The organism is Streptomyces sp. NPDC087270 (assembly GCF_044744625.1).
GTDB lineage: Bacteria > Actinomycetota > Actinomycetes > Streptomycetales > Streptomycetaceae > Actinacidiphila.
The window spans coordinates 1-21,007 of record NZ_JBIUYR010000027.1 but is presented as its reverse complement, the minus strand read 5'-3'; the positions used below and the strand labels follow the sequence as shown (position 1 = coordinate 21,007).

Genomic DNA, 21,007 nt, shown 5'->3' with positions numbered 1-21,007 from the left:
TACGTCATGGATGCCACCGTCATCGGGATCGGCGTGCTCGTCGCCGTCCTCCTGCTCATCGCCCTGGGCGTGGTCGTCACCGTCACGAAGCTGTTCAGGAAGGTCTCCCAGGGCCATGCGCTGATCGTCTCCAAGTCCAAGCACGTGGACGTGACCTTCACCGGCACCGTCGTGCTCCCGGTGCTGCACAGCGCCGAGTTGATGGACATCTCGGTGAAGACCATCGAGATCCAGCGCACCGGCCGCGAGGGCCTGATCTGCCAGGACAACATCCGCGCCGACATCCATCTGACGTTCTTCGTCCGGGTCAACAAGACCAAGGAGGACGTGATCAAGGTGGCGCAGGCGATCGGCACCGAACGCGCCAGCCACCAGGACACGTTGCAGAAGCTCTTCGCCGCGAAGTTCTCCGAGGCGCTGAAGACGGTCGGCAAGCAACTCGACTTCGTCGACCTCTACACCCACCGCGAGCACTTCCGCGACCAGATCATCCAGGTGATCGGCACCGACCTCAACGGCTACCACCTCGAGGACTGCGCGATCGACTTCCTGGAGCAGACCCCGCTCACCCAGCTCGACCCGGCCAACATCCTGGACGCGCAGGGCATCCGGAAGATCACCGAGCTGACCGCGATCGAGCACGTGCGCACCAACGAGTTCCAGCGCACCGAGCAGAAGGAGATCACCCGGCAGAACGTCGAGGCCCGGGAGACCATCCTGGAGCTGGAACGCCGCCAGTCCGAGGCCGAGATCAAGCAGCGCCGCGAGGTCGACACGCTGCGGGCCAAGGAGGAGGCGGTCACCGCCAAGGTCCAGGAGGAGGAACGCCTCAGCGCCCAGGGCGCGTTCCTGCGCACCGAGGAGCAACTCGGGGTGCAGCGGGAGAACCAGGCCCGCGAGGTCGCCGTCGCGCAGAAGAACCGCGAGCGGGTCATCGCGGTGGAGAACGAGCGGATCGAGAAGGACCGGGTGCTGGAGGTCATCGCCCGCGAGCGCGAGACCGAACTGGCCAGGATCTCCAAGGAGAAGGAGGTCGAGGGCGAGCGCCGGGACGTCGCCGACGTGGTGCGCGAGCGGATCGCGGTGGACCGTACGGTCGCCGAGCAGGAGGAGTCGATCAAGCAGCTCCGGATGGTGCAGGAGGCCGAGCGGGAGCGGCAGGCGCTGATCATCACCGCGGAGGCGCAGGCGCAGGAGCGGCTGGTCAAGGACATCAAGGCCGCCGAGGCCGCCGAGCAGGCCGCCCAGCACAAGGCCCGCGAGTCGCTGACGCTGGCCGAGGCCCGCAAGCGCGCCGCGGACCTGGACGCGGACGCCAAGGTGCGGCTGGCCGAAGGGCTGCGCGCGGAGGCGGCGGCCCAGGGGCTGGCCGAGGTCGAGGTGCGCGAGCGCAGCGCGGCCGCGATCACCAAGGTCGGCGCGGCCGAGGCCGAGGCGACCACCGCCCGGCTCAAGGCCGAGGCGGAGGGTGCCCGCGCCAAGTCCCTTGCCCAGGCGGAGGGTACGGCCGCGCAGGCGACCGCGGACGCCGCGATGATCGGCGAGCGGCTGAAGGCGGAGGCGGCCGGGCTGACCGAGAAGGCCGCGGCGATGGCGGCGCTCGACGACGCCTCGCGCGGGCACGAGGAGTACCGGCTGCGGCTGGCCGCGGAGAAGGACGTCCGGCTGGCCGGGCTCGACACGCAGCGGCAGATCGCCGAGGCGCAGGCGACCGTCCTGGCCACCGGGCTGGAGAAGGCGGACATCAGCATCGTCGGCGGTGACGACGTCTTCTTCGACCGGCTGCTCGGCGCGGTCAGCGCGGCCCGCTCGGTGGACTCCTTCGTCGCCAACTCCCAGACGGTCCAGGCGGTGGCGGCGCCCTGGCTGGACGGGTCGGAGCGGTTCACGCAGGACGCCACCCGGGTGCTGTCCTCGCTCGGCGGGGGGATGGGCGGTATGAGCGTGGCCGGCCTGCTGAACCGGCTGATCGCGAGCGGCGGCCCGCAGGCCGGCGGGTTGCAGCAACTGCTGGACCAGGCACGGGCGATGGGGATCGCCGACACCGCCCTGGCGGGGGTCGCGGGCGCGGGCGCCGTCGGTTCGGGCGCTTCCGGGTCCGACGCCGCCGGCACCGCGGTACCCGTCGCCGCCGGGGCCGCGGTGAACGGCACCTCGGGCGCGGCCGGCGGCGCGCAGGCGAACGGACTGGCGAAGAAGTGAGCGAGCAGGTCTCCACGGCGGACACCGGCCCCGGCCCCGGACCGGAAGCGGCCGGGCCGGCCGGCGACGCCTACCAGGTGCTGCGCACCCGGTTGTCCGGCACGGCAAGGGAGTTGGCCCGCCGGGCCGAGGCGCTCAACGCGGCCCGGCAGGAGGTCTTCGGCTCCACGGAGCTGCGGCTGGCGGGCGCCGAGCGGTTGCGCACCGCCCGCCCGGCGCTGCCCGCCGACATCGCCCCGGTCGGGCCCTACCTGCTGTTCGCCGCGAACCCGGCCGACGTCGAGGACGTCGCCGACGTGTTCCGGGTGCGCCGCGCCGACGACCTGGACGGCGACGGGACGGGCGCCGGTGCGGCCGGCGCCGATACGGCCGCGTCCACCGCGCCGGACACCGGCCCGGCCGGGCTGCTGGACGACCCCGGCTTCGTCCGCGACTTCCACGAGCTGTACCGGTACTACCGGCAGACCCGGGTGGTGCGGGTGCGGGTCTGGGAGGGCCGGGTGCTGGCGGTCTTCCGCACCGGCGCCGGCCCCGACGACGTGAAGGCGCTGGGCTGGCGGATCGGCCGCGACGGCCGCTGCGCCTACGAGGGCACGGCTCGCGAGGAGCCCGCCGAGCCGCCGGAGACGGTGCGGTGGAGCGCGGTCGGCCGGGAGGCGTACGTCCCCGGCCGCCGCCCGCACATCGCGCTCACCGCGCCCGACGGCGGCACCCTCACCCTCGACACCACCGGCGGCGCCCTCACCCTGCGCACCGGCGGCGCCGTCCACGAGGAGCCCGTCGACGACGCCCTCCAGTCGCTGGCCGACGCCGACGTCGCGCTCGCCGGCGCCGGGCCGCTGGTGCTGCTGCGGGTACGCCCCTACCGGGAGTCCGCCGACCGGCACTTCGCGGTCAACACCCGCACCGAGCAGATCGAGCGGATCGACGCGCTCGGCCAGGTCTGCCTGCGGCTGCCCGACGACCAGGGCGTGGTCTTCCCCGGCGGCTACGTCCTGGCCACCGGCGGCACCCGCACCTTCGACCTGGCCGACCTCGCCGGCCGGGCCGAACCAGCCGGTGACCCCGGTACGCCGCCCGCCGCCGGTGAAGCGGCCGCCACCCGGCTGGAGTTCGAGCGCGCGGTGCGCTCGGCCAACGGCGAGGACGTGCTGTACGTCTTCCACGCCCCCGCCGACGGCCACCGGCTGCTGCTGCCGTACAACCTCATCCGCAAGGAGGCCGCCGCCCCGCTGCACGTCCAGGGCAGCGCGCTGTACGAGGACGGCACCCTGATCACGCTGCGGCCCGCCGAGGGCGGCGAGCCCGGCCGCGTGCACACCCTCCAGCGCTGGCACACCCCCTTCCTGTCCGACACCTACGCCGCCGCCCGCCCGGTCGGCGACAGCCCGCTGGCCCGGATCGGCAACCCCGACCTGGTCCGGGCGGTCTCCGACGCGCTGTCGGTGGCCCGCGCCGCCCTGGAGCCCGAGCCCGCCGCGGCCGTCTACGAGGCGCTGACCGCCGCCGCCGAGCGCGTTCTGGACCGCCACCACTGGCTCGCCGACCCGGCCGCGCAGGACCTGGCCGGACCGCTGACCGAGGTGCGCGACACCGCCCGCCAGGTGCTCGCCGAGTACGCCCGGGTCCGGGAGTCGGCCGCGCGGGCCGCCGCGGCGGCCGACGAGGCGGAGGCGCGGATCACCGCGCTCGGCCGCCGGGTACGCGGCGAGGCCGCCGCGTCCGCGGACGAGTGGGTCACCCGCCTCACCGAACTACGCGGCGTGCAGGGCCGGTTGGCGACGCTGCGGGAGATGCGGCAGGCCGACCCGGCCCGGCTGGACGCCCTGGACGCGCTGCTGGCCAGGGAACTGGCCGAGGCCGCGGCCCGCGCCGCCGCGCACTTCGCCGACGAGGCCGCCTTCGACGGCTACCGGCAGCGGGTCGCCGACGTGGCCGCGCGGGTCCCGCGGGCCGCCACCGCCGCCGACACCGCGCCGCTGGCCGCGGCCCTCGACGAGCAGGCGGCGGGCCTGGCCACCGTCACCGAGACCGCGGGCACCCTGGAGATCACCGACGCGACCGTCCGCACCCGCATCCTGGCCACCGCCGCCGACGTGCTCGGTGCGGTCAACCACGCCAGGGCCGTACTCGCCTCCCGCAGAAGGGAGTTGCTCGCCGCCGAGACCGGCGCGGAGTTCGCCGCGCAGAGCGCGCTGCTCGCCCAGAGCATCGGCGCGGCCCTCGACGCGGCCGGCACCCCCGAGGCGTGCGAGGAGCAACTCGGCCGCCTGCTGGTGCAGATCGAGAACCTCGCCACCCGGTTCGCCGCCGACGAGGAACGGCTCACGGCGCTCGACGCCCGCCGCGAGGAGGTGCGGGAGACCTTCGCCGCCCGCAAGCAGGCGCTCGCCGACGAACGCGCCCAGCGCGCCCAGCGGTTGACTGCCAGCGCGGCCCGGCTGCTGGACGGCATCCGGCGCCGCGCGGCCACCCTCGGCTCCGCCGACGCGATCCACACCTACTTCGCCTCGGACCCGCTCGCCGCCGAACACCGCAGGATCGCCGAGGAGTTGCGCACGCTCGGCGACCCCGCGCGGGCCGCGGAACTCGGCTCCGCGCTGGCCGCCGCCCGCCAGGCCGCCATCGGCGCCCTGCGCGACCGGCTCGACCTGTACGAGGACGGCGGCGCCGCGATCCGGCTGGGCCGGCACCGCTTCGCGGTCAACACCCAGCCCCTCGACCTCGCGCTCGTCCCGCACGCCGACGGCCTCGCCTTCACCCTCACCGGCACCGACTACCTCGCCCCGGTGGACGACCCCGCCTTCGCGGCCACCCGCGCCTTCTGGTCCCGGCCGCTGGTCTCGGAGTCCCCGCGGCTGTCCCGGGCGGAGTTCCTCGCCGGCGGGCTGCTGCTTGACCAGCTCGCCTCGGGCGCCCCGGCCACCGGCGACGTGCCCGCGAGGGTACGGGCGGCCGTCGCCGAGCGCGCGTCGGAAGGGTACGAGCGGGGGGTGCACGACCACGACGCGGTGCTGCTCCTCACGGCGCTCGCCGAACGTGCCGCGCACGCCGGGCTGTTGCGGTACTCCGCCGGCACCCGGGCGGGCGCCCTGCTCTTCTGGACCTACGGCAGCCGGCCCGCCGAACGCGCCGCGTGGACGGCGCGGGCCCGCTCGCTCAGCCGGGCGCGGACCACGTTCGGCGGGGCCGGCGCCGGGCGGGCGCTGGACGCTCTTGCCACCGAACTCGGCGCCGCCGCACGGGACTTCCTGCTCGCCGCCGGCCTGCCGGAACCGGTCCGCCCGGCCCCGGACTCGGCGACCGACGCCTTGCTGCTGGGGGAGTACCTGGTCGCCGAACTCGCCGCCGAGCAGGCCGGTTTCGCGGTCGGCCCCGGCGCCCGCACGATCGTGGCCCGGCTGACCGAAGCGCTGGGCGGCCCGGACGCGGTGCCGTACAAGGAGTTCAGCGCCGATCTCGACGCGCTGGGCGGGGAGTCGGACGCCGGTCTGGGCGCGCGCTGGCAGCTCGCCCGGGCCTGGCTCGGCCCGTTCGCCGGCGAAGCCGACGGCGCCGACAGTGCGGACGGTGCGGACGGAGCCGAAGGCCCAGGTGTCGGCGACCTGGTGGAGGCCGCGGCCGGACTGGTCTGCGGCGCCGGGGCCGTACGGTACGAAGTGGACGCCGAGGTCGAGGTGACGGTGCGCGGGCTGCTCGCGGCGCACCCCAGGGCCGTGGACGGCGCCATGACCCTGCGGGTGGACGAACTCCTCACCCGGGTAAGGAGGTTCACCGCCGAGGAGGTGCCGGCGTACCGCGCGTACCAGCGGCACCGTACGGCCGTGGTCGCCGCCGAGCGGGACCGGCTCGCGCTCGACGGCTACCGGGCCCGCCCCCCGGCCGGCTTCGTCCGCAACCGGCTGCTGGACGAGGTGTACCTGCCGCTGGTCGGCGACAGCCTGGACAAGCAGTTCGGCCCGGCCGGCGGCCTGCTGATGCTCATGTCCCCACCCGGATACGGCAAGACCTCGCTGGTGGAGTACGTGGCGAGCAGCCTCGGCCTGGCACTGGTCGGCGTCTCCGGGCCCGCCCTCGGCAGCGGCACCACCTCGCTCGACCCCGAACGCGCCCCCGACGCCGCCGCCCGGCGCGAGCTGGAGAAGGTGCGGCTCGCCCTGGAGATGGGCTCCAACGTGCTGCTCTACCTCGACGACATCCAGCACGCCTCGGCGGAGTTCCTGCAGAAGTTCATCCCGCTGTGCGACGCGCAGCGCCGGATCGAGGGCCCGGCGGGTGCGTACGACCTGCGCGGCAAGCGGTTCGCGGTGTGCATGGCGGGCAACCCATACACCGAGTCCGGCGCGCTCTTCCGGGTGCCCGACATGCTCGCCAACCGCGCCGACGTGTGGAACCTCGGGGATGTGCTGACCGGGCGGGAGGACCTGTTCGCCTTCAGCTACGTGGAGAACGCGCTCACCGCGAACCCGGTGCTCGCCCCGCTGGCCGGGCGCGACCGGGCCGACCTCGATCTGCTGGTACGGCTCGCCGCCGACGATCCGACCGCCCGCGCGGCGGACCTGGCGCACCCCTACTCCGATGCCGAGCGGGCGGAGATCCTCGCGGTGCTGCGGCACTTGCTGCGGGCTCGGGACGTCCTGCTCACCGTCAACGCGGCGTACATCGACTCCGCGGGGCGGGACGACGCGTCCCGCACCGAGCCGCCGTTCCTCCTACAGGGGTCCTACCGCAACATGAACCGGCTCGCCGGGAGGATCACCGCGACCATGAACTCCGCGGAGCTCGACGCCGCCGTCACCGACCACTACCGGGCCGAGGCCCAGACCCTCGCGCACGGCGCCGAGGCGGCTCTCCTCAAACTGGCAGCCCTCCGAGGCACCCTCACCCCCACCCAATCCGCCCGCTGGACCCACCTCAAATCCCCCTACACCTCGCCCTGAGTGCCCCTGCGTGCCCCTGCGGGGTGGCCGCCTCGCCCTCGTCCGCGGGCCGGTGGGTGGCTGGTCGCGCAGTTCCCCGCGCCCCTGTTGGGGGTTGCTCGCCGTTGTCGGGTGTCCGTTCCCCCCCTGCCCGGTACGGGTGCCTGCGCGCTGCGGAGCAGCCGCACATACCCAGGGGCGCGGGGAACTGCGCCACCAGCCACGGTGCCGGGGCACTGTGGGACGGCGAACAACCACCCCCAGGGGCGCGGGGAACTGCGCCACCAGCCACGGTGCCGGGGCACTGTGAGACGGCGGGCAAGCACCCCCAGGGGCGCGGGGAACTGCGCGACCAGCCACGGTGCCGGGGCACTGTGGGACGGCGGGCGAGCACCCCCAGGGGCGCGGGGAACTGCGCGACCAGCCAGAGCGGGCCGTCAGAGGAGGGCGAGGCAGCCACCCCGCAGGGGGGCGCGACCGCCCACCACCGGCGGGTGGTCCCTGGGCCGACAGGACGGGGGCACCCGGGGGGGTCAGGGGCGGCCACCCCGCAGGGGCCCGCGGGGACGGATCGGAACCCCGACGGTGGGGAGCCGTACACCGAGTCGACGGACCGCGAGCATGAGGAGCCACGCCACGACCCCGCCCAGTACGAACCCCGCCAGGACGTCATGGGGGTAGTGCACGCCGATCCACACCCGGGACGCCCCGAGAAGAAGGGCGAACGGGACCGCGATCCGCCCGAGTCGCCGGTCGGCGAGAAGAAGGGCCACCGCCGAAGCCGCCGCGATCGCCGAATGATTGCTGGGGAAGGACCAGTCCCCGAGAGCAGGGCACGCCTCGACCGTGGGAGCGACATGCAGCGTCTGGCAAGGCCGTTGCTCGGTGAAGATCGACTTGACGATGTCGTTCGCGAGGAAGGCGAGGACCACGACCACCGGCACCGCCAGCACCGCTGCCATCCGCGCCCGGTCGCCCCCACCCCGCGCCCGCCACCACGCCCAGAGCATGAGGACCGCGAACACGCCCACCCCGTAATCGCTGAAGAGCCGCACCACGCTGTCGAGCGGACCGGGCGTGTGCTGCGAGAGACGCACGACCCAGCGGTAGAGGCCCGCGTCGAACCCGGCGTTCATGACCCCTCCGGAGGGACGACGGCGTGGCGCCCGCGCGCCCGCTCACGCCGCCCGCGCCGCAGTTCCACCGCGAGCGGCACCAGCGACACGACGACCACGACCGCGACGATCGGCAGCAGATAGTGATCGACGTTCGGCACGGACGAGCCGAGCCCGTAGCCGGCCAGCACGAGCCCGACCGTCCAGACCGCGCCGCCGACCGCCTGCCACAGCGTGAAGGTGCGGACGGGCACCGCCAGCGCCCCGGCCAGCGGGTTGAGCACGGTGCGCACCACCGGGACGAAACGGGCCAGCACCACGGCCCTGGCGTGTCCGTACCGGGCAAGCAGGTCGGTCGCGCGCGCCGCGCCCTCGTGCAGCCGCCGGCCCCGGGACCTGGCCAGCAGCGCGGGACCGGCTCTGCGGCCGAGCACGTAACCCGTTTGGGCGCCCAGCAGCGCACCGGCGAGCGCGGCGATCAGCACCTGCCAGAGCGTGAGGTGCACCGCGCCCGAGGCGCCCGGCGCGCACAGCAGCCCCGCGGTGAAGAGCAGGGAGTCGCCGGGCAGGAAGAAGCCGACCAGCAGGCCGGTTTCGGCGAAGAGCACGACCGCGATGCCGAGGGCGCCGAAAGAGGCGAGCACGGAGTTGGCGCTGAGCGGGTTCAAGGCGAGGTGCGCGGCCGGTTCGGCCGCCGCATGGGCGACGAGTACGGGCACGGGCAGAGGCATGGCGGTGGAGCCCTCCCATAATGGTTCAGGGGGCGCCTGCGGCGACCCCTACCGACTACAGTGATGTAGACGGTCTACAGCACTGTAGACGAATGAGGCGGAAGGGGCGATCGAGCCATGCCGGAGCCGAGCGCGGGCCGCCGCCCGTCGGGCGAGCTGGAGGCGAGCGTCCTGGCCGCGCTGTGGGCGGCCGGCGGCCGCCCACTCACCCCCGCTGACGTGCAGCGCGAACTCGGCACCGCCCTGGCGCGCACCACCGTCACCACGATCCTGGCCCGGCTGTACGAGAAGGGCTCCGTCAGCCGCGCCCGCTCCGGCCGCGGCTACGCCTACCTGCCGGTCCAGGACTCCCCGGGGCTCGCCGCCCGCCGGATGCGCAGCGAGCTGGACAAGTCCGCGAGCGACGACCGCGGCACCGTACTGGCCCGGTTCGTCTCCGGGCTCGGGCCCGACGACGAGAAGGTGCTGCGCGAGCTGCTGGCGCAGGCCGGCGAGGCGCCCGCCGCGGCCGGGGACGGCCACGGCCACGGAACCGGAGCCGGAACCGGAAACGGTCGCGAAAGCGTCCACGGAAACGGCTCCCACGCGGGGGATCGCATGGGGGACGAGGAGGTCCGGTGAACTTCTCCGTCTGGCTGCCCCTGCTGCTGCCGCTGCTCGCCGCGCCCGCCGCCCGCCGGCTCGCCGACGCGCTGCCGCCGCGCACCGCCGCGTGGCTGCTGGCCGTGTCCGCGGCCCTGCTCGCGATGTGCAGCACCGCCGCGCTCGGGCTGCTCGCCGGGGCGGGCGCGCTGCGGCTGCCGCCGGTGGCCGCGCTCGGCCACCTCGTGCTGCCCGTGGTCGGCGACCAGGTCACCGTGCCGGCCGCCTGCGTGGCCGCCGGGCTGCTCGCCGTCGTCGCGGTGGCGCTCGTCCGGGCGGTACGGCGCCACGTCCTGCTCGCGGACCGCGCCCGGCGCGGCGCGGACGACTCCGGTACGGCCGCGGGCGACCTCACGGTGCTCAGTGACCCGCGGCCCGATGCGTACGCCCTTCCCGGGCGGTTCGGGCAGCCCGGGCGGATCGTCGTCACCTCGGGGATGCTGCGGGCGCTCGACCCGGCCGAGCGGGAGGCGCTCCTCGCCCACGAGCGGGCCCACCTCGCCGGGCGGCACCACCTCTTCCTCGCGGTACTCGCGCTCGCCTGTGCCTGCCATCCCGCGCTCCGGCTGTTGCGGGTGCCGCTGTCCTACGCGCTGGAGCGGGCCGCGGACGAGGCCGCCGCCGAGGCCGTCGGGGACCGTCGGGTCGCCGCTCTCGCGATCGGGCACGCGGCCCTTGCCGGGCGGGCCCTGCCGCGGCCCTACGCCGCCCTCTCCGCCACCACCGGGCCCGTGCCCCGGCGGGTCTCCGCGCTCCTCTCCCCCCGGGCCGCCCGTGCGCCCCGCGCGGTCGCCGCTCTTCTCGCCGGCGCCCTCGCGCTCTCCGCCGGCTGCGCCCTCCACGCCGCCTACGAACTCCACGGCAACATCGAGGTGGCCCAGGGCGAGCCCCGCTGACCTCCTACGGAGAAACCCGGCCGATTCCCCCCGAGCGCCCCGGCCCGCCTCCGGCCAGGGGCGCCGAACCCGCCTACGGCCAAGAGCGCCCCGGCCTGCCTGCCGCCAGGAGCGTCGAACTTGCCTCCGGCCAGTCGCACGCCGGGTGCGTCTACGGTCAGGGGCGTCGAGCCCGGCTCCGGCCAAGAGCGCCCCGGCCTGCCTGCCGCCAGGAGCGTCGAACCTGCCTCCGGCCAGTCGCACGCCGGGTGCGTCTACGGTCAGGGGCGTCGAGCCCGGCTCCGGCCAAGAGCGCCCCGGCCCGCCTCCGGCCAGGGGTGCCGAACCCGGTTCCGGCCAGTCGCACGCCGGGTGCGTCTACGGTCAGGGGCGTCGAACCCGGTTCCGGCTAGTCGCACCCCCGCGCGCCTGCCGCCAGGGGTGCCGAACCCGGCTCCGGCCAGTCGCACGCCGGCGCGCCGCACCCCGGCGCGCGCCTGCGGCCACGCGCTGCCACGGCTGCGGCAAGGCCCGCGGCTGCGGCAAGGCCCGAGGCCGCCGGCCCGAGGCGGCGTCACCCCGCAGACCCTCGGGGGCGTGACGTCGCTCACGTCACGGTGACGACGGTGGCGCCGGGGCCTTCGCCCGGCGCATGTCACCGATGGTCTGCCATAACCGCAGCGCCCGTTCCTGGTACCGGCGTGCGAGGTCGTGGGCGCCGGCGGCGGCGTCCAGGTCGCCGATCAGTTGCCAGCAGGCGGCTTCGTCGTGGCGGTCGCCGTGCCGGTGGAAGAGTTCGGCCGCGCGTTCCAGCGCCGGGCCCGCCCGGCCCCGGTCGTGCCGGCCGGCGTACACGCGGCCGACTTCCAGCAGCGTGTACGCGGCGCATCGCTCGTCGGCCATGTCCTCGAAGGTGGCCAGCGCCTGCCGCAGGCAGCGCAGCGCCTCGTCCGGATCGCCACGCCGGTCGTGCAGCCGGCTGAACCGCCGCAGCACGACCGCGACCCGGTGCCCGTCGTCGAGCGCCCTGGCCTGGCGCAGGGCCCGGCCGAACCAGGACTCGGCCTCGTCGAGGTCACCGTGCATGAGCCGCATCACGGCCATCGAACCGGACAGCTGCGCTTCGAGGTGCCGGTCGCCCTCACTGACCGCGATGGCCAGCGCGTGCTCGACACGGTCGGCGCCTTCGCCGTAACGGCCCCGCACCCGGCTGACCGTGCTCAGCATGGCCAGCGATAGTGCCTCGCCGCGCCTGTCGCCGCCGTCCTTGCACAACCTGACGGCGGACTCCAGGGCACCGGTCGCCTCGTCGAAGTCGTCCTGATAGATGTGCAGTTGGCCAAGGCCGCGCAGCAGCACCGATGCGCCGCGTGCGTTGCCGGCGGTCTCGGCCGCGCCCAGGGCGAGCCGGTGCCCGTGCTCCCAGTCCTGGTACAGGCACCGGTGGTCGTAGTAGGTCACCGTGCCGGCGGTCAGTTCCCAGGCCAGCTCGTCCAGTTTCCAGTCCACGGCCAGTTTCACCGCGCCGAGCAGGGTGGCGCGTTCGGCGTCGAACCAGCCGACCGGGTCGGCCGTCAACCGGGCCACGACCGCGTCGGGCAGCGACCGGCGCGGCGCGGAACCGGGCTCGCCGACCAGCAGCCCGGCCGGCAGCCGGGCGGTGCCGCGCCCGGCCAGGTCGAGCCAGGTGGACAGCACCCGGACCATCGCGTCGCGCTTGTCCGCCGCCGGCAACCGGGTGGCCGCCTCCACGGCACAGGTCCTGATCAGGTCGTGCAACCGGTAGCGCGGCTGGCCGAGGGCGTCGGTGGTGGTGAGCCGCACCAGGCTGGCGTCGACGAGGGCGTCCAGCACCTCGTCGGCGTCCGGGCGGTCCAGCAGCGGGCCGACCACCCAGCCGGGCAGGGTCTGGGCGCCGAGCAGACCCAGCAGGCTCAGCGCGCGCACCGCGTCGGCGGGCAGCAGCCGCAAGCTCAGTTCGACGCTGGCCCGCACGCTGAGGTCCCCGATCCTCAGCTCGGCCAGCCGCCGGGACTCGTCCTCGATCCGTTCCCGCAACACCCGCAGCGACCAGGCCGGGCGGCCGGCGAGCTTGGCACCGGCGATCCGGATCGCCAGCGGCAGGTTGCCGCAGCAGTCGAGTATCGCGTCGGCCTCCGCCGGTTCCCGATCGATCCGCCGCCGCCCGACGATGCCGGTGAACAGCTCCCGGGCCTCCGCCGGGCTCAGCACGTCCAGGTCGACGTGCCGGGCGCCGGGAAGGTGCGTCAACAGGGTGCGGCTGGTGATCAGCACGGCACAGCCGTCGGCCCCCGGCAGCAGCGGCAGCACCTGGTCGGCGTGCCCGGCGTCGTCCAGCACCACGAGCATCCGGTGGCCCGCCAGCAACGAGCGGAAGAGCGCGGCCCGTTCGGACACCCCGTTCGGGATCGCGCTGCCGGTGACCCCCAACGCGCGCAGCGCCTCGGCCAGCATCAGTGCCGGGTCCCGCGGCTCGTCCGATGTCCCGGCGAGGTCGAGGTACAGCTGCCCGTCGGGAAAGGAGGCGCTCGCCAGCCGCGCGGCGTGCGTCGCCAGGCAGGACTTGCCGACACCGGGACCGCCCACGACGACGGCCACCGGGGACCGGTCCGGCGCCGACCCGCCGAGTAACCGGGCCACCTCTGCCAGCGCGTCGGCCCGTCCCACGAAGTCGGGCAGGTCGAGCGGAAGCTGGCGCACCGGCATCGCCATGACCGCTCCGGTGGCGGCGGCGCCGGGCTCTTCCGGCCGGTCGTCCGGGGGACCGCTCGCCGGGACAGCGGCCGCCAGCGCGGGATCGGCCACGAGGATGCGCCGGTGCAGCGCCTGGAGCGGCGGGGAGGGGTCGACGCCGAGTTCGTCCGCGAGCGTCCGGCGCAGCCGCTCGTACACCTCCAGCGCTTCGCCCTGGCGCCGGCACCGGTAGAGGGCGACCATCAGGTGTTCGGCGACCTGCTCGTCATAGCGGTGCTCGCGCAGCAGGGCGGCCAGCTCCTCGATGACCTCACGATGCCGCCCCAGGTCGAGTTCGACACCCAGACACCGTTTGTGCGTGGCCGCGCGCTTCTCGTTCAGGCGGACCGCGTCCGACTGGAGGACCCGGCTCGCGATGCCGGTCAGGGCGTTGCCGCGCCAGCAGGCCAGCGCGCGCCGCAGCCCGGCGGCCGTCTCGATCGGAGCGCCGTACCGCGGGGCGAGGTTCCGCTCGTGGTCGAACTCCAGGAGGTCGAGCTGGTCCGGGTCCAGGTGGATCTGGTAGCCGCCGCGCCGCGTGCTGATCAGGGAGCGGGGCGCTCCGCACGCGGCGAGGTTGCGGCGCAGCCCGGACAGAGCGTCCTGGACCTGGCGGACCGCGGTGGCGGGCACCTTCTCGTCCCACATCACGGCAACGAGCCGCTCCATGGCGACGAGGTCGTTCGCGTCGATCAGAAGCGCGGCCAGCATCTTGGCCTGCCGCGGTCCGTCGAGTCGGACCTCGCGCCCGGTGATCTGGGCGTGTAACGGACCCAGCACGCCGAATCTCATGTCCCCCCCGGCACTTCACGATCAGCGCCGAACCCCCGTCCGACCTGGCACTAGGACGAATCTAGGACGGCCGGCGGACGAGTGTCCATACGGTCGCCGCAGAAGGGCCCGACACCACCGCGCCACCCCGGCGCGACGCTCGATGGCGAGGGCTGAGGAAGCGACCCGACCGCACCTGACCACCTGACCAGCAGGCCACGCCCCGGGTTCGTGCCGGTGGCGGACTGCTGCCATGCTCCAGGAGGAGCGATGAAGACGACGCAGAAGCGTTCCAAAGTCCTCGCCCTGACCGCCACCGCCGTGCTGGCCGGATGCTCGCTGCCGGTGCTGGCGGCCGGATCGGCGAGCGCCACCGACTGCCTGCGGTCGGTCGGCACGGTCTTGAACCTGGTCGCCGACAACCAGCACATCGGCGTGTTCTACCAGGGGTTCGACCAGTGCAACAAGACCGCCTACGCGGAGCTTCACTTCGACAGCTCGAAGGCGTCGAGCGAGGTCACCTCGACCGACCCGTACACGGACAACTGGATTCAGATCGCCGACCGGGTGCCCAGCGGACCGCGGCTGAAGAACAGCGTCCTGCCCAGCGGGGACTTGTACTGGGACGCGGGCTCGGTATCGGTCGAGCAGCCCGATGAGGAGATCTTCGACGCCTCCACCAGCTTCTACTACTGGACCGGCAGCCACATCGCGGACTGCTACGCCGTGACGGGCTGGAAGTACGCGGACGGCAGCCCCCAAGGTGCCCACGCGAACTGCCAGGACGTCTGACGGGCGATGCCCCGCCGGCCCGGCCGCCGGCCCGAACCCGTGGGCGGCCGGCCCGCGGCGGGCGGTGCGGCAGGATGGGGGGATGGAGTGGCTCGGTACGGGGGAAGCGGAGGTCGCGGCTTCGCAGCTCGCGGGGGCGGGGGAGCAGTGGGCGGCCGTCGCGGCGGACGCGTACGCGCGGGTCCTACGGGAAGCGGCGGCGCGGGGGTGGCAGGACGCGGACCTGGTACGGATGGCCGGGCGTGAGCTGGGCGCCGACCACCACCGGCTGGCCGAGGCCCTCGCGGCGCGGCCCGGGCCGCGGCAGCGGATCGCCGAGTTCGTCGCCGGGGAACGCCTGGACCGCTTCTCGGCGGCCCTCCTCGTCGTCGAACTGCTGCGCCTGTACGCCACCCTCCCCCCGATCACCGCCCTGACCGTCCCCCCGCCGCCCCACCCGGGGGGAGGAGGGCCCGGCGGCAAGGCCCTCGCCCGTATCCGCGCCCTGCTGGCGAAAGCGGAGTCCACCGGCTTCCCGGAGGAGGCCGAAGCGCTGTCGGCGAAGGCCCAGCACCTGATGGCCCGGCACAGCATCGACGCGGCCGCGCTGGCCGCCGCGCACGGCGGCGGCCCCGACGCACCCGCCGCCCGCAGGATCGGCGTGGACCGTCCCTACGAAGGCGCGAAAGCGCTCCTCCTGGACGCGGTGGCCGCCGCCAACCGCTGCGAGTCCGTCTGGTCCTCGGAATTCGGCTTCGCCACGGTCGTCGGGCACCCCGCGGACCTGGAAGCGGTCGAGGTGATGTTCACCTCGCTCCTGGTGCAGGCCGACCGCGCCCTGCACCGCGGCCGCTCCTCCCGCTCCCGCGACTTCCGCGAGTCCTTCCTGATCGCGTACGCCGCCCGGGTCAGGGAACGCCTCACCGCCGCCACCGACGCGGAGGTCGCCGAGGCCGCCCGCGAGGCCGGCCCCGCACTGCTGCCGGCCCTGGCCGCCCGCGACCTCGCCGTGCGCGACACCACGCGGCGCCTGTTCCCCCGGACCACCGCCACCCGGCTCAAGGGCCGCGACCCGGACGGCTGGCGGCACGGCCGTACCGCCGCCGACCGCGCCCGACTCCGCGACGGGTAGGCCGTGTTTTGGAAGTCCCGCCTGGCCCGTGGCGCCTGGCACGCACGCTCGCTTCGTTGTCGGGCTTGTCCGAGTAGGCCCACTACGAGGACAACCCTCCGCCTTGCGATCGCACGCACCAGACGCCACGGGCCCCGCCCTTTGGGCGGACGGCGCTACTTCCAAAACACGGCCTAGGAGCCGGCGGCCGTCAGCCGGCGTGATCGTGCCTCAGCCCTGGCCGGTGTCGATCACGCAGAAGCGGTTTCCCTCGGTGTCCGCGAGCACCACGAAGTCGGCGTCCTCGGGATAGTCGTGCCAGTCCACCCGCCGCGCGCCCAGTGCCAGCAGCCGCTCCACCTCCGCGGCCTGGTCGGCCGCGTCCCCCGCGTACAGGTCCAGGTGCACCCGGGGGTACTCCTGCACCGGGGTCTCGCTCAGCCCCAGCGACAGCTGCGGCCCACTCCCGGCGGCGGGCACCAGCACGACCCAGTCGTCCTCCGGCTCCTCCCGCGGCACGTAGTCCAGCGCTCGCATCCAGAACGCCGACGCCCGCGCCACGTCGCCGACGCCCATCACCACCGAACCGATTCTCAGCATGCCCCGCATTCTCCACGGCCCCGGAACGCGCGGGCGTACCCGGAACATGCGGGCAGGCCAGGAACGCGCGGGCAGGCCCGGAACATGCGGGCGGCCCCGGAGCCGAGAGCTCCGGGGCCGCCCGTGGGTCGAGCCGGCCGCCTCACGCGGTGAGCGGGCTGAGCACCATCGGCCTGACCTTCCCCTCGATCATCGCGCCGAGCCCGCGGACGGCGACCGTGTCGGGGTTGGGCGCCACGTTCACCGGCATGTTCGTGGCCTCGCGGAGCATCAGGTCGAGCCCGGGCATGTGCGCGCTGCCGCCGGCCAGCATGATCCCGCGGTCGGCCAGGTCGGAGACGAGGTCGGGGGCGCAGCGGCGCAACACGTTCGTGATGGCGTCGAGCACCGCGTTGAGCGGGGTGCGCATCGCGCTGCGCACCACCTCGGTCTCGACCAGGACCGAGCGGGCCAGCCCGCTGGCCACGTCCCGCCCGTAGACCTCGGTGGTGGTGGTGCCGCCGGACTCGGCCGTGCCGAGCACCTTGTGCAGCGGCCGCACCGCCTGGCTCGGCAGCATCAGCGCGTGGTTGCTGCGCAGGTGGTCCACCACCGCCCGGTCGATCGCGTCGCCGCCGACCGGTACGGTCTCCGCGGCCACGATGGAGCCGAGCGAGAGCACCGCGACCTGGGTCGTCCCCGCCCCGCACACCACGATCATCGTGGCCTCGGGGTGCTCCACGGGCAGCCCGCAGCCGACCGCCGCGGAGATCAGCGTGTCCACCATCTCCACCCGGCGCGCGCCGAGCCCGTACATCGTCTCGACGGCGGCGCGGCGGGCGATCGGGGCGCTGCCGTGCGGCATGCACACCGCCGCGCGCATCACGGGGGTGCCGCGCAGCCGCAGCCAGCGCCGGCCGAGCTTGTCGCCGAGGACGTGCCGCAGCATCCGCTGGGCCATCTCGATGTCGACGACCGCGCCGCCGGCCACCGGGCGGGCCACCCGGATGTGGTCGGGGGTGCGGCCGGACATCGTCTCCGCCTGCCTGCCGACGGCGATCAGCGCCCCGGTGCGGATGTCCACCGCGGCGACGCTCGGCTCGTCGACCACGAGGCCGCTGCCGCGCAGGTGGACCCGGGTGCGGGCGGCGCCGATGTCCACCGCGATGGTGCAGCGCCGCAGTTGGTCGAGGCTGGGGGACAGCACGTTGGGGTTCACAGCGCGCTCCCGTACGGCAGCTTCCGCGGGTGGTAGGTGGCCAGCGCCCAGATCACGAACGTGTCGATCGCGATCATGATGATCGCCCAGATCGGCTGGTAGGGCAGGAACATGAAGTTCGCGATCAGGTTCAGGCCGGCGATGAAGATGCCGATGAACCGTGCCCACGCCAGGCCCCGCAGCAGGAAGTAGCCGACCAGCAGGGCGATGACGCCCAGGACCAGGTGAATCCAGCCCCACGCGGTCACGTCGAACTTGTAGACGTAGTCGCCGCGGGTGCGCACGTAGACGGAGTCCTTGGCGATGCCGACGATTCCTTCGAGGATCGCCAGCACGCCGTTGATCATCAGCATCAGCCCGGCGAAGACGGCGCCGCCGGCCGCCCAGGCGCTGCGCGAGTCGTCGCGGGGGTCGCGGCCGCCGGTGGAGCCTGGCGGGTTCGATCCGGGAGGCGGGGTGGCTGCGGTGGATTGGCTCATGGCGGGCTCCCGAGAATGCGTCGGCGTCCACGGCGGGCCCACCCGGCCGAGTATGCGGCCCAACCGCACGAACCGGGCGAAAACCTGCCTTCATGACAAAAGGATTTGCCGGATTGTCGGTCTTGGCGAGAGATGTTGCGCCGAACGGGCAGCGGCCGTACGGGCAAACGCCCCCGTACGGCGCAACGCGGCGCGGTACGGGGGCGCGAGGGAAATCGGCGCGGAGGCGGATACGGAGGGGGCCCGGAGGCGGATACGGATACGGGCGCGGAGACGTGCGCCGAGACAGGTGGGGAGACGGCCGGGGAGACGGGCGGGGGAAACGATCCGCCGGGCTACTCCGCGTCCTCCAGGCGGAAGCCCACCTTCAGGCCGACCTGGTAGTGGTCGATCTCGCCGTCGACGATGTGCCCGCGCACCTGGGTGATCTCGAACCAGTCCAGACCGCGCAGGGTGCGCGAGGCGCGCCGGACGCCGTTGCGGACGGCGGCGTCGACGCCCTCGGTCGAGGTGCCGACGATCTCCGTGACGCGGTACGTGTGGTCAGCCATGACGATGTCCCTTTCGTGTGGGGGAGCGGCCCCGCTCAGTGGTGGAACGCGGTGGCCACCGACTCGGGGCGGTTCAACGGGTGCGCCTGGCGGCGCAGTTCGGGCAGCAGCGAGGCCACGTCGTCCATCAGCAGGTCGGCCAGGTCCTCGGAGAAGCCGTTGCGGCACACCACCCGCAGCACCGCCAGGTCCTGCCGGTTCGCCGGGTAGGTGTACGCGGGGACCAGCCAGCCGCGTTCGCGCAGCCGCCGCGAGACGTCGAACACGTCGTACGCCGTCACCTCCGGCGTGGTGGTGACCGCGAACACCGGGAGCTGGTCGCCCCTGGTGATGAGCCGGAAGTCGTCCAGCGACTCGAAGCGCTTCGCGACGGTGGTGGCCACGTCCCGGCTGGACTGCTGCACCGCGCGGTAGCCGTCGTGGCCCAGCCGCAGGAAAGAGTAGTACTGCGCGACCACTTGGGCGCCCGGGCGGGAGAAGTTCAGCGCGAAGGTGGGCATGTCGCCGCCGAGGTAGTTCACCCGGAAGACCAGCTCCTCCGGCAGCGCCTCGGTGTCGCGCCACAGCGCCCAGCCGACGCCGGGGTAGACCAGCCCGTACTTGTGGCCGGAGGTGTTGATCGAGGCGACCCGCGGCAGCCGGAAGTCCCACTCCAGGTCCGGGTCGAGGAACGGCGCGATCATGCCGCCGGAGGCGCCGTCCACGTGGACCGGGATGTGGGTGCCGGTGCGCTGCTCGTAGTCGTCCAGGGCCGCGCAGATCTCGGCGACCGGTTCGTACGACCCGTCGAAGGTGGAGCCGAGGATCGCCACCACGCCGATGGTGTTCTCGTCGCACAGCGCCAGCGCGGCCTCGGCGTCCAGGTGCAGCCGGTCGCCGCTCATCGGCGCGAGCCGCGGTTCGACCTCCCAGAAGGTGCAGAACTTCTCCCAGCACACCTGGACGTTGGCACCCATCACCAGGTTCGGCCGGGCGGTGGCCGGGTAGCCCGGGGTGCGCTTGGACCAGCGGCGCTTGAGCGCCATCCCGGCGAGCATGCAGGCTTCGGAGGAACCGGTGGTCGAGCAGCCGACGACCGAGCCGGGGTCGGGGGCGTTCCACAGGTCGGCGAGCATCGACACGCAGCGCCGCTCCAGCTCGGCCGTGCGCGGGTACTCGTCCTTGTCGATCATGTTCTTGTCGACGCACTCGGCCATCAGCACGTTGGCCTGCGGCTCCATCCACGTGGTCACGAACGTGGCGAGGTTGAGCCGGGAGTTGCCGTCGAGCATCAGCTCGTCGTGCACGAGCTGGTACGCCGCGGTGGGCGTCATCGGACCGTCCGGCAGGCGGTGCTTGGGCGGGGCGGTCTGCATGGCGCCGATCGGATCGGCGGCGCCGAGGTAGAACGGATTGACGGAGACCTCGTGGGGGGAGCCCGAACCTTTGTGCAGCGACATGCGGGGACCTTCCCGGCAGCGGAGCGGTGACCGGTCGGGCCGTCCGGCCCGTACGGTCCTACCGCCGTACGCGCACGACGTTACGGGCTATCCGCGCGGCCCGCAGGCCCTACGACTCCCGTGGAAGCAGGGCTTCCTGGGTGAAGCGGTGCAGGGCGCGGGCGAACGCCTCGGCCTCGGCGGGCGGCCAGTGCGCGAGGTAGGCGTCGAACCGCTCGGCCAGACGGGCGCGCATCCGGGCCACGACGCGCTCGCCCTCGGCGGTCAGGACGAGCAGGCTGGCGCGGCGGTCGGAGGGGTCGGGTTCGCGCCGGAGCAGGCCCGCGCCCTGGAGCCGGTCGGCGTGCCGGCTGACCACGGAGCGGTCCAGACCGATGGCGTGGCCCAGGCGGGCGGCGCTGCGGGGGCCGCCCCTGGCGAGGCCGCTCAGCACGGGGTAGGTGGCCTCGTCCAGGGCCGGGCCCAGGCCCGCGGTGAGTTCGCCGTAGACCACGGCGCGCGATTCCCGGCGGACGATGTCCCCGAAGTCCTCGGCGATCTGCTCTCCGGCGGTGGATTCGGTCATCCCCTCAGCTTAGCCCGTGCATCCCGCACGTACCTCCTGCGGAGTGGCCGCCCCTGACCCCCCCGGGTGCCCCTCTCCTTCCCGCCCCGGGACCCTCCCTTTCAACAGGGTGCGGTGTCCTTACGGCTCCCCGCCGTGGGGGTGCCGTTTCGTCCCCGGGTGCTGCCCAGTGGCCGGTTGCTCGCGCATTTCCCCGCGCCCCTGGGTGGGTGCCCCTTGCGGTGCGTGTTTGTCTGTCGGTCCGTCTGTGATGGGGCGCGCAGTTCCCCGCGCCCCTGTTGGGG

Annotated in this window: 14 protein-coding genes and 1 pseudogene; 6 read left to right on the top strand and 9 right to left on the bottom strand. The window is 74.3% G+C overall.

Annotated elements, in window-relative coordinates:
- Positions 1-6: 6 nt before the first annotated feature.
- A complete protein-coding gene (locus tag ACIPAE_RS36395; RefSeq protein WP_402451253.1) occupies positions 7-2,202 on the top strand; it encodes an SPFH domain-containing protein in 2,196 nt (731 codons plus the stop codon).
- The gene (locus ACIPAE_RS36390) at positions 2,199-7,142 is read left to right on the top strand and encodes a DNA repair ATPase (RefSeq protein WP_402451251.1); all 4,944 of its coding nucleotides are present in this window, start codon (positions 2,199-2,201) and stop codon (positions 7,140-7,142) included. The genes ACIPAE_RS36395 and ACIPAE_RS36390 overlap by 4 nt, the downstream gene beginning before the upstream one ends.
- A 512-nt stretch (positions 7,143-7,654) precedes the next feature.
- On the opposite strand, the gene ACIPAE_RS36385 is transcribed toward ACIPAE_RS36390, so the two are convergent.
- Both ACIPAE_RS36385 and ACIPAE_RS36380 read right to left on the bottom strand, forming a co-directional pair.
- On the bottom strand, positions 7,655-8,257 hold the full coding sequence (locus ACIPAE_RS36385; RefSeq protein WP_329368065.1) for a phosphatase PAP2 family protein: 603 nt from the start codon (positions 8,255-8,257) through the stop codon (positions 7,655-7,657).
- The gene (locus tag ACIPAE_RS36380) at positions 8,254-8,967 is read right to left on the bottom strand and encodes a DedA family protein (protein WP_402451248.1); all 714 of its coding nucleotides are present in this window, start codon (positions 8,965-8,967) and stop codon (positions 8,254-8,256) included. The genes ACIPAE_RS36385 and ACIPAE_RS36380 overlap by 4 nt, the downstream gene beginning before the upstream one ends.
- A 117-nt stretch (positions 8,968-9,084) precedes the next feature.
- Here ACIPAE_RS36380 and ACIPAE_RS36375 point away from each other — a divergent pair.
- A pseudogene (locus ACIPAE_RS36375) lies at positions 9,085-9,462 on the top strand (BlaI/MecI/CopY family transcriptional regulator); the annotation flags it as partial.
- Positions 9,463-9,584: 122 nt separating this feature from the next.
- Positions 9,585-10,505 (top strand): M56 family metallopeptidase, encoded by a 921-nt coding sequence (locus ACIPAE_RS36370; protein WP_329368072.1) that lies wholly within the window; start codon positions 9,585-9,587, stop codon positions 10,503-10,505.
- Positions 10,506-11,096: 591 nt separating this feature from the next.
- Here the strand turns inward: ACIPAE_RS36370 and ACIPAE_RS36365 are convergent.
- Positions 11,097-14,018: a BTAD domain-containing putative transcriptional regulator gene (locus tag ACIPAE_RS36365; protein ID WP_402451244.1), complete on the bottom strand. Its 2,922-nt coding sequence runs from the start codon at positions 14,016-14,018 to the stop codon at positions 11,097-11,099.
- Positions 14,019-14,279: 261 nt separating this feature from the next.
- Here ACIPAE_RS36365 and ACIPAE_RS36360 point away from each other — a divergent pair, with 261 nt between their 5' ends.
- Both ACIPAE_RS36360 and ACIPAE_RS36355 read left to right on the top strand, forming a co-directional pair.
- Positions 14,280-14,801: a hypothetical protein gene (locus ACIPAE_RS36360; protein ID WP_329368076.1), complete on the top strand. Its 522-nt coding sequence runs from the start codon at positions 14,280-14,282 to the stop codon at positions 14,799-14,801.
- 82 nt (positions 14,802-14,883) lie between these two features.
- Positions 14,884-15,912 (top strand): DUF2786 domain-containing protein, encoded by a 1,029-nt coding sequence (locus tag ACIPAE_RS36355; RefSeq protein ID WP_402451241.1) that lies wholly within the window; start codon positions 14,884-14,886, stop codon positions 15,910-15,912.
- A 210-nt stretch (positions 15,913-16,122) separates the two neighbouring features.
- On the opposite strand, the gene ACIPAE_RS36350 is transcribed toward ACIPAE_RS36355, so the two are convergent.
- From ACIPAE_RS36350 to ACIPAE_RS36325, 6 genes are all read right to left on the bottom strand, one after another.
- The gene (locus tag ACIPAE_RS36350; protein WP_329368080.1) at positions 16,123-16,491 is read right to left on the bottom strand and encodes a VOC family protein; all 369 of its coding nucleotides are present in this window, start codon (positions 16,489-16,491) and stop codon (positions 16,123-16,125) included.
- Positions 16,492-16,633: 142 nt separating this feature from the next.
- The gene (locus ACIPAE_RS36345; protein WP_329374204.1) at positions 16,634-17,674 is read right to left on the bottom strand and encodes a rod shape-determining protein; all 1,041 of its coding nucleotides are present in this window, start codon (positions 17,672-17,674) and stop codon (positions 16,634-16,636) included.
- An 11-nt stretch (positions 17,675-17,685) separates the two neighbouring features.
- Complete coding sequence (locus ACIPAE_RS36340) at positions 17,686-18,168, bottom strand: hypothetical protein (protein ID WP_329368082.1); 483 nt, start codon at positions 18,166-18,168, stop codon at positions 17,686-17,688.
- A gap of 335 nt (positions 18,169-18,503) precedes the next feature.
- Complete coding sequence (locus ACIPAE_RS36335; protein WP_328465346.1) at positions 18,504-18,719, bottom strand: dodecin; 216 nt, start codon at positions 18,717-18,719, stop codon at positions 18,504-18,506.
- 35 nt (positions 18,720-18,754) lie between these two features.
- Positions 18,755-20,158, bottom strand: a complete 1,404-nt coding sequence (locus tag ACIPAE_RS36330; protein ID WP_329368086.1) for a glutamate decarboxylase — start codon at positions 20,156-20,158, stop codon at positions 18,755-18,757.
- A 109-nt stretch (positions 20,159-20,267) separates the two neighbouring features.
- Complete coding sequence (locus tag ACIPAE_RS36325; RefSeq protein ID WP_328465342.1) at positions 20,268-20,723, bottom strand: MarR family winged helix-turn-helix transcriptional regulator; 456 nt, start codon at positions 20,721-20,723, stop codon at positions 20,268-20,270.
- Positions 20,724-21,007 lie beyond the last annotated feature (284 nt).

Coding starts and splice junctions, on each gene's coding strand:
- ACIPAE_RS36395 (WP_402451253.1), top strand. CDS start 7: ATGGATGCCACCGTCATCGGGATCGGCGTGCTCGTCGCCGTCCTCCTG.
- ACIPAE_RS36385 (WP_329368065.1), bottom strand. CDS start 8,257: ATGAACGCCGGGTTCGACGCGGGCCTCTACCGCTGGGTCGTGCGTCTC.
- ACIPAE_RS36380 (WP_402451248.1), bottom strand. CDS start 8,967: ATGCCTCTGCCCGTGCCCGTACTCGTCGCCCATGCGGCGGCCGAACCG.
- ACIPAE_RS36360 (WP_329368076.1), top strand. CDS start 14,280: ATGAAGACGACGCAGAAGCGTTCCAAAGTCCTCGCCCTGACCGCCACC.
- ACIPAE_RS36355 (WP_402451241.1), top strand. CDS start 14,884: ATGGAGTGGCTCGGTACGGGGGAAGCGGAGGTCGCGGCTTCGCAGCTC.
- ACIPAE_RS36350 (WP_329368080.1), bottom strand. CDS start 16,491: ATGCTGAGAATCGGTTCGGTGGTGATGGGCGTCGGCGACGTGGCGCGG.
- ACIPAE_RS36340 (WP_329368082.1), bottom strand. CDS start 18,168: ATGAGCCAATCCACCGCAGCCACCCCGCCTCCCGGATCGAACCCGCCA.
- ACIPAE_RS36335 (WP_328465346.1), bottom strand. CDS start 18,719: ATGGCTGACCACACGTACCGCGTCACGGAGATCGTCGGCACCTCGACC.
- ACIPAE_RS36330 (WP_329368086.1), bottom strand. CDS start 20,158: ATGTCGCTGCACAAAGGTTCGGGCTCCCCCCACGAGGTCTCCGTCAAT.
- ACIPAE_RS36325 (WP_328465342.1), bottom strand. CDS start 20,723: ATGACCGAATCCACCGCCGGAGAGCAGATCGCCGAGGACTTCGGGGAC.